This is a genomic window from Acinetobacter sp. YH12151 (genome assembly GCF_013418355.1).
Taxonomy (GTDB): Bacteria; Pseudomonadota; Gammaproteobacteria; order Pseudomonadales; family Moraxellaceae; genus Acinetobacter; species Acinetobacter pseudolwoffii.
In genome coordinates this window covers 1-8,013 of sequence record NZ_VPCG01000074.1, presented here as the reverse complement: position 1 = coordinate 8,013, position 8,013 = coordinate 1, and the positions used below count along the sequence as shown (strand labels likewise).

5 protein-coding genes and 4 tRNA genes are annotated in these 8,013 nt (G+C 44.5%); 1 reads left to right on the top strand and 8 read right to left on the bottom strand.

All coding sequences use genetic code 11. From position 1 onward, the window contains the following. Positions 1-396: 396 nt before the first annotated feature. The 8 genes from FTU82_RS15105 to secA form a co-directional block, all read right to left on the bottom strand. Positions 397-473 (bottom strand) — tRNA-Pro (locus FTU82_RS15105). A gap of 17 nt (positions 474-490) precedes the next feature. Next, positions 491-566, bottom strand: a tRNA-His gene (locus tag FTU82_RS15100). A gap of 33 nt (positions 567-599) precedes the next feature. Next, positions 600-676, bottom strand: a tRNA-Arg gene (locus FTU82_RS15095). A 34-nt stretch (positions 677-710) separates the two neighbouring features. Next, a tRNA-Pro gene (locus FTU82_RS15090) sits at positions 711-787 on the bottom strand. Between the two features lie 151 nt (positions 788-938). Beyond that, entirely contained in the window at positions 939-2,006 is a 1,068-nt protein-coding gene (nadA, locus tag FTU82_RS15085; RefSeq protein ID WP_005098052.1) for a quinolinate synthase NadA, read from the bottom strand. A gap of 152 nt (positions 2,007-2,158) precedes the next feature. After that, the gene (gene argJ / locus FTU82_RS15080) at positions 2,159-3,379 is read right to left on the bottom strand and encodes a bifunctional glutamate N-acetyltransferase/amino-acid acetyltransferase ArgJ (RefSeq protein ID WP_005098053.1); all 1,221 of its coding nucleotides are present in this window, start codon (positions 3,377-3,379) and stop codon (positions 2,159-2,161) included. Positions 3,380-3,537: 158 nt separating this feature from the next. Further along, positions 3,538-3,891 carry a hypothetical protein gene (locus FTU82_RS15075; protein ID WP_005098054.1) on the bottom strand — a complete coding sequence of 118 codons (354 nt, stop codon included), beginning with the start codon at positions 3,889-3,891 and terminating at the stop codon, positions 3,538-3,540. A 137-nt stretch (positions 3,892-4,028) separates the two neighbouring features. Continuing rightward, a complete protein-coding gene (secA, locus tag FTU82_RS15070; RefSeq protein ID WP_180101576.1) occupies positions 4,029-6,755 on the bottom strand; it encodes a preprotein translocase subunit SecA in 2,727 nt (908 codons plus the stop codon). 333 nt (positions 6,756-7,088) lie between these two features. Between secA and FTU82_RS15065 the strand changes: the two genes are divergently transcribed. Then, complete coding sequence (locus FTU82_RS15065) at positions 7,089-7,724, top strand: peroxiredoxin (protein WP_180101574.1); 636 nt, start codon at positions 7,089-7,091, stop codon at positions 7,722-7,724. Positions 7,725-8,013: the final 289 nt, after the last annotated feature.

Here is an 8,013-nt window from a genome sequence, read left to right as displayed (position 1 = left end):
TTCTTGACTCAAGCATTAATGCAGTACGATCTTCAAAGTTAAGATGATGGTATGACAATTTTATATACTCCATAAACCCTTTAAATTAATTAGGTGGTTTATGTCGCACTTCAAGTTTTACTCTGCCTAGTATAAAAATGAGAATGCCTCAATATTTCCCAACCCTTAAACGCATCATGATCCTTCTTCAACAAAAGACACAAAATAAAAAATCCATCTCACCTGAACATCTATATTGAGTGAAGAATAAATTGATATAGAGATATAAGTACTTGTATAAGCAATTATTAAAAAGGCAATTATAAATAATATTGTATATTTTTTACTCTTGTTGAATTTCAGGCATAAAAAAACCGCTTAACGCGGTATCTTTTATCTCGACCATCTTTAAGGAGATGGTCGGAGCAGTAGGATTCGAACCTACGACCCCCTGGTCCCAAACCAGGTGCACTACCAGGCTGTGCTATGCTCCGATTTCAACTTTAAAAGTTGGGGTGAATGACGGGATTCGAACCCGCGACAACTGGAATCACAATCCAGGGCTCTACCAACTGAGCTACATCCACCATCATTTTGATTCTTAACATCAAGCGACCAAATGGCGCGCCTGACAGGATTCGAACCTGTGACCATCCGCTTAGAAGGCGGATGCTCTATCCAACTGAGCTACAAGCGCGTTACTGATGCAAACATCATTTGCCTTGAAGAATTGGTCGGAGCAGTAGGATTCGAACCTACGACCCCCTGGTCCCAAACCAGGTGCACTACCAGGCTGTGCTATGCTCCGATTCATCTCAGCTTTCGTATCGAACATCGTTCGGTACGGTGTGCATTCTAGGCGTGACGCCCGGAGACGTCAACACCTATCTTAAAAAAAAACCTAAAAAACGCGCCAAGCGTTTATTTATCAAGCGCTTCAGACATTTTTTATACAAATTTTAACGTTTTAGTCCGTCACTAAAATTCAACATGCGATCTAGAGGCAGTTTTGCGCGTTCAGCCAGTACAGGATCGACATGTACTTCCTGATCCTTATGCTGTAATACATGCAAAATACCATCCAGCTCATTCATTGCCATCCACGGACAATGCGCACAAGAACGACAGGTTGCCCCTTCCCCCGCAGTTGGTGCCTCAATCAGGACTTTATCGGGAACTGCTTGCTGCATTTTATAGAAGATACCACGATCCGTAGCCACAATTAAACGCTGATGTGGCAAAGTCTGTGCGGCTTTAATCAGTTGCGAGGTACTGCCTACTGCATCGGCAATCTCGACTACAGACATGGGGGATTCCGGATGTACCAACACCGCAGCATCTGGATAGAGTGCTTTCATATTGACAATACCACGTGAACGGAATTCTTCATGCACGATACAGGCACCATCCCAGAGCAACATTTCTGCACCGGTTTTACTTTGGATATATCGGCCCAAGTGCTGATCCGGCGCCCAGATAATTTTTTCACCGAGACTGTCCAGATGTTCAATAATTTCCACTGCACAGCTAGAAGTCACTACCCAATCGGCACGCGCTTTCACCGCTGCGGAAGTATTGGCATACACCACCACGGTATGATCGGGGTGCGCATCGCAAAAAGCTGTAAATTCATCAACTGGACAACCGAGATCCAGTGAACAGGTTGCTTCCAGGGTTGGCATCAGCACGGTTTTATCTGGAGATAAAATTTTTGAGGTTTCACCCATAAATTTCACTCCTGCCACTACCAACGTAGAGGCTGGATGATCGCGACCAAAACGTGCCATTTCCAGAGAATCCGAAACACAACCACCGGTCAACTCAGCCAGTTCTTGCACTTCAGGATCGCAATAATAATGCGCCACCAAAACGGCATCCTGTTTTTCCAGCTCAGCCTTGATTTGTGCAAATTTGTCTAATTTTTCCTGCTGGCTCATTTGATGTTCTTGAGGAACGCCTAAACGATCTAAATGCGCCTGCACAATCGACTTTGCTTCATTGGCTATTAATTTGGTCGCACTATTCATAACAACTTTTACTCTATCCTAATTATCCGTTATGACACGGACATTTACCCTACACCCTAATCACAATTGGCAAAATGCCATTTTTGACCAGTCATTAAAAATCATAAGATATAAAAAAAGCCCCACAACGGAGGCTTTAGAAACGATCTGAATTATGAACGATAATCTGCATTAATCTTGACGTAATCATAAGACAGGTCACAGGTATAGACCGTGTCTTTCGCTGTACCACGTCCAAGATCAACACGAATCGTCATTTCAGCTTGGGCCATCACACCTGCACCAGCTGCTTCAGTATAGTCTGCTGCCGCACCACCATCTTTACAGATTTGTACATCATCTAACCAAACCTGAATTTTTGCAACGTCTAAATTCGGCACACCAGCATAACCAATCGCTGCCAAAATACGCCCCCAGTTTGGATCAGAAGCAAAAATCGCAGTTTTAACCAATGGCGAATGTGCAATGCTATAAGCCACATCACAGCATTCCTGAATATTAGCACCACCTTCTACCGCAACTGTAATAAATTTAGTGGCACCTTCACCATCACGCACAATCAGTTGCGCCAAGCGTTTCATGGTACGCATTAACACATCAAGCACGACCGCATAACGTGGATCTTCAGTCGAAGTAATTTCAGCACCACCGCCTTGACCTGTGGCAATCAAGATGCAGGAATCATTGGTTGAAGTATCACCATCGATGGTAATACGGTTAAACGACACATTTACTGTTTCTGTTAATAACTGCTGAACCAGTTCACGGCTGATTGGAGCATCGGTTGCGACATAACCCAGCATGGTTGCCATATTTGGGCGAATCATGCCGGCACCCTTGGAAATACCGGTCATGGTATAGGTGACACCATCCAGCTCGAACTGCTCTGAAGCGCCTTTCGGTGTAGTATCTGTGGTCATGATTCCCGTTGCAGCATCGACCCAGGCATCATCACGCAATGAGTCTAGCGCAGGTTGTAAACCGCTGAGCAAACGCTCCATTGGCAATTGCTCGCCAATGACACCCGTAGAGAATGGTAAAACTTCAGCAGCCTGTATCCCTGCCAGTTCAGCCAGCTTGGCACAGGTGGCTTCTGCATTTGCCATGCCTGTAGGACCAGTTCCTGCATTGGCATTACCGGTATTGATCACTAGGTAACGCGGATTCCCTACCTGTAAATGCGCTTTAGATACATGCACCGGGGCTGCGCAGAAGGCATTTTGAGTAAATACCCCTGCAACATTGGAGCCTGCAGCCAGTTCAAATATCACCAGGTCACGTCGGTTCTGATAGCGCACATAGGCTTCAGCCGAACCAATTTTAACCCCTTTTACCACATGCATCTGTGGCATAGATACGTCACCAACTGCCATTTTAAAGTCCAATATTGAAGTTTCGGAAAAATACAGCTTAGTTGATCTGCAACAAAAAATCGAGCCAAAGCCTGAGTCAGCTTGAGATTTATGATGGATTTTCACAATAAAAAACCAGTCATCAAGACTGGTTTCTGCATTTTAAAAAATCGGAGATTTTAATTTTTCGCAAGTTGCCCTGCTTCATTTAATAAAGCCTGCTTCGCTTGCTGCTGACTCGCGGCAGAAAGTGCCGGATTAGATGCCACAATACGATCTGCATTGGCCGCATTGGCCGGTGCAATCGCAGCGGTCTGCAACACAATCGGGCGATTCTGATTGGCAAAGGTATAACGAATCCCGGTACGCGGGCTGGCCACGGTCACTTGTTCATCTGTACGTTGTACTTGAGCTGTAGTAGAACCCACTGCTTGCTGAACTTTATCAAGTGTCGTGGTGGCTGCAGTTTCTGCAAAACTTAAAGCAGGCATGGCCAAAGCGGCAATCATGAGCGTTTTTAATACTTTTTTCATTCAGGTTATTCCACTTTTCGGTGTTGAATGAGCCATTAAATACCATTTAATCCGCAGGACTGCAAATAGTATTCAGTTTCTGAAAAATCTTTATACATAAAAAATCAGAGCCATGTGGCTCTGATTTTCAATATCGCTTAGATTCTGCCATGACACTGTTTATATTTCAGGCCTGAACCACATGGACAAGGTGCATTACGGCTTGCCGGCGCTTCAAAGACTGGCGCTACCGGATTTGCCTCAGCATTTTGTTCAGTCGTATTTTCATGTTCATCTGCCAGTAAACCGTCGAACTCATCATGAGATAACTGCAAACGCATTGCCTCAGCCTGTGCCAGCTGCTGCGCTTCCATTTCAGCCAGCTCTTCAGGTGTTGGAACATGAATACGCGATAAATCTGTAACGACATCCGATTTGATGACACCCAGCATATTCACAAACAGGTTATAGGCTTCTTTTTTATATTCCTGCTCTGGATTTTTCTGTGCATAGCCACGTAAATGGATGCCCTGACGCAAGTAATCCATCGCTGCCAGATGTTCTTTCCAGTGACGATCCAGAGAATTCAGCATAAAGTGACGTTCAAGCGATGCTGCAGATTCCGCACCCATTTGTTCACGACGTGAACGGTAACGATTCAGTACTTCATCGCTAATACGCACCACCAATGCCTCTTCATCGAGACGACGGTCCTGTTCCAGCCATTGTGCGATAGGAAGATCGAGTGACATGTCTTCACGCAAGGCCAATTCCAGACCTTCAATATCCCACTGGTCATGAATCGACTCAGGCGGAATATAATTGACAATTACACCCTGCATCACTTCACGAATCATTTCTTCAATATAATCTTGCAGCGAATTTTCTGCCAGAATGTCATCACGCTGACTATAAATAATCTTACGCTGTTCGTTATTCACGTCATCGTATTTCAGCAAGTTCTTACGAATATCGAAGTTACGTGCTTCGACTTTACGCTGTGCATTCTCAATCGAGCGAGACACCATTTTGTGTTCAATCGCTTCATCTTCCTGCAAGCCCATGGCACGCATCATACCCACCACACGGTCACCGGCGAAAATACGCATCAGGTCATCTTCAAGCGATAGGTAGAAACGCGATACACCCGGATCACCCTGACGGCCTGCACGACCACGCAACTGGTTATCGATACGGCGTGATTCATGACGTTCAGAACCGATAATATGCAAGCCACCCGAATCCAGAACGGATTGATGATTAACATCCCATTCCGCTTTCAGACGCGCTTCGTCATCGCTTGTCGGATTTTCAATTTTGGCCAGCAATGCTTTCCAGTTACCACCCAGCAGAATATCGGTACCACGCCCCGCCATGTTGGTGGCAATGGTCACGGCACGCGGTGCACCGGCTTGCGCAATAATATCCGCTTCACGTTCGTGCTGTTTGGCATTCAGTACTTCGTGAGTAATACCGGCAGCTTTCAGCTTATCGGATAGAATCTCAGATGCTTCGATTGTTGCCGTACCAATCAAGATTGGCGCAACACCGGCTTCATGCACACGCTGAATTTCTTGAATAATCGCGTTATATTTGCCTTCACGATTTAAATAGATTAAATCGTTCTGGTCATCACGGATCATTGGACGATGGGTCGGAATCAGCACCACATCCAGACCATAAATTTCTTTCATTTCCGCGGCTTCAGTATCAGCAGTACCGGTCATACCCGATAATTTTTTATACAGACGGAAATAGTTCTGGAAGGTTGTGGTTGCCAGGGTCTGGTTCTCTGGTTGAATTTCCAGACCTTCTTTGGCTTCTACTGCTTGATGCAAGCCTTCAGACCAACGACGGCCCGGCATGGTACGACCGGTATTTTCATCAACGATAATCACTTCACCATCATTGATGATGTATTGCACGTTACGTTGATATAAATAATGGGCACGAATTGCCGCAGTCACATGATGCAACAGATTCAGGTTCGAAGCCGAGTACAGGCTCTCACCTTCAGCCAGCAAGCCCATTTCAATCAGTTCACTTTCAATGGTTTCAAAACCCACTTCAGTGATTTCAACTGAACGCTGTTTTTCATCAATCCAGAAGTGACCACCATCCGGCACTTTCTCTTCTTTTTGCGGCTGTAATTTTGGTGGAATATTATTAATGGCTGCATAAAGCTGCGAAGAGTCTTCACTTTGACCCGAAATAATCAGCGGAGTACGTGCTTCATCAATCAGGATCGAATCGACCTCATCAATAATCGCATAGGTTAAACCACGCTGCTTTTTCTCAGCCAGCGAGAACACCATGTTGTCACGCAGGTAATCAAAGCCAAATTCGTTATTGGTACCGTAGGTAATATCGGCACGATAAGCTTCCGCTTTTTCCATCGGATTTTGCATGGAATAAATAATCCCGATGCTTAAACCCAAAAATTCAAATAATGGACGGTTGAGCTCGGCATCACGTTGTGCCAGGTAATCGTTCACGGTAATGACATGCACACCCTGACCGCTGATGGCATTCAGGTAACAGGCCAAGGTACCCATCAGGGTTTTACCCTCACCGGTACGCATCTCTGCAATTTTACCTTCGTGCAAGGTAATACCACCGATCAGCTGCACGTCATAATGACGCATGCCCATGACCCGCTTGGCGGCTTCACGACAGACTGCAAATGCTTCAGGCAATAATTTATCGAGGTTTTCACCCTTATTATATCGTTGTTTGAATTCTTCAGTTTTTGCAGATAAGTCTGCATCGCTAAGGGTAGATATCGTCGGCTCGAGCACATTAATCTTGTCTACGATTTTACGCATGCGTTTGAGTTCGCGCTCATTTTTGGTACCGAAGATTCCTCCGATCAGACTTGCCAACATGAATAGACTCTCTAAATCTTGCTTGTCAAATGAATATGTTCTTAGTCGTTATTATGGTGCTAGAAATTTGAACTACAAGGGTTTTGCTATAAAACCGCTGAAAAAAAATCTGATCCTGAGTTCTAGCCCCGAGATCTAAGGCAAAGTAATGTAGCAAACTTTAGCTGTGCAATATAGTCAATTAGACGACTGATTTGTTTGATTCTAGATAGATAAAACAAATGACTTATGTAATTTATTCATAAAGAAAGCTAAAAACACTATTTTTAATCATAAAAAAATTAGTTCATATTAAATCTCATCTCTACATTAAAAGACCAATTGAGGCAAAAGATGAGTTTACGTCTAGGCGACACCGCACCGAATTTTGAACAGCAATCCAGTAAAGGCCTGATTAATTTTTATGATTTTCTGGGCGATAGCTGGGGCATTTTATTTTCACATCCGGCGGACTATACGCCGGTATGTACCACTGAACTTGGCTATACCGCAAAGCTGAAGGATGAATTTGAAAAACGTGGTGTCAAAGCCATTGCCTTATCGGTTGATGATGTTGAATCACATAAGGGCTGGGTTAAAGACATCAATGAAACCCAGAATACCACGGTCAATTTCCCAATCATTGCCGATCAGGATCGTAAAGTGTCTGAACTATATGACTTTATTCACCCGAATGCCAGTGAAACGCTCACAGTTCGCTCTTTGGTGGTCATCGATCCAAACAAAAAAGTCCGTTTGATTATTACCTATCCGGCATCGACGGGTCGTAATTTCCATGAAATCTTGCGTGTGGTGGATTCATTGCAACTCACCGACAGCCATAAAGTCGCAACACCGGCCAATTGGCAGCATGGCGATGATGTGGTGATTGTGCCTTCCCTAAAAGATGAGACTGAAATTGCACAATGTTTTCCTAAAGGGTATACCGCGGTCACGCCTTACCTGCGCTTAACGCCACATCCTGAGTAAGGATCAGCAAGGCACTGCCTTGCCCGAACGCAAGACGAAAAGTACGCTTCGAGCAACAAATGAAAAGGACTCCTTTTTTAATTTGGCGCAAAACAAGTGAAGTGCGCAGTAATAGATAAGCAGAGCACTGCTCTGTTCATAAAGAATATGTATAAGTACATCCACTGTTCCTTAAAATGTAGTCAAACATAGTCAAGGACTAATTCGCACTCTGTTAATGTCTTGTTGCCAAACGTGTAACTAGAGCCTGAGTCGGTCAGTTCCGACTTATAGCGATCAGTCCGTTCTT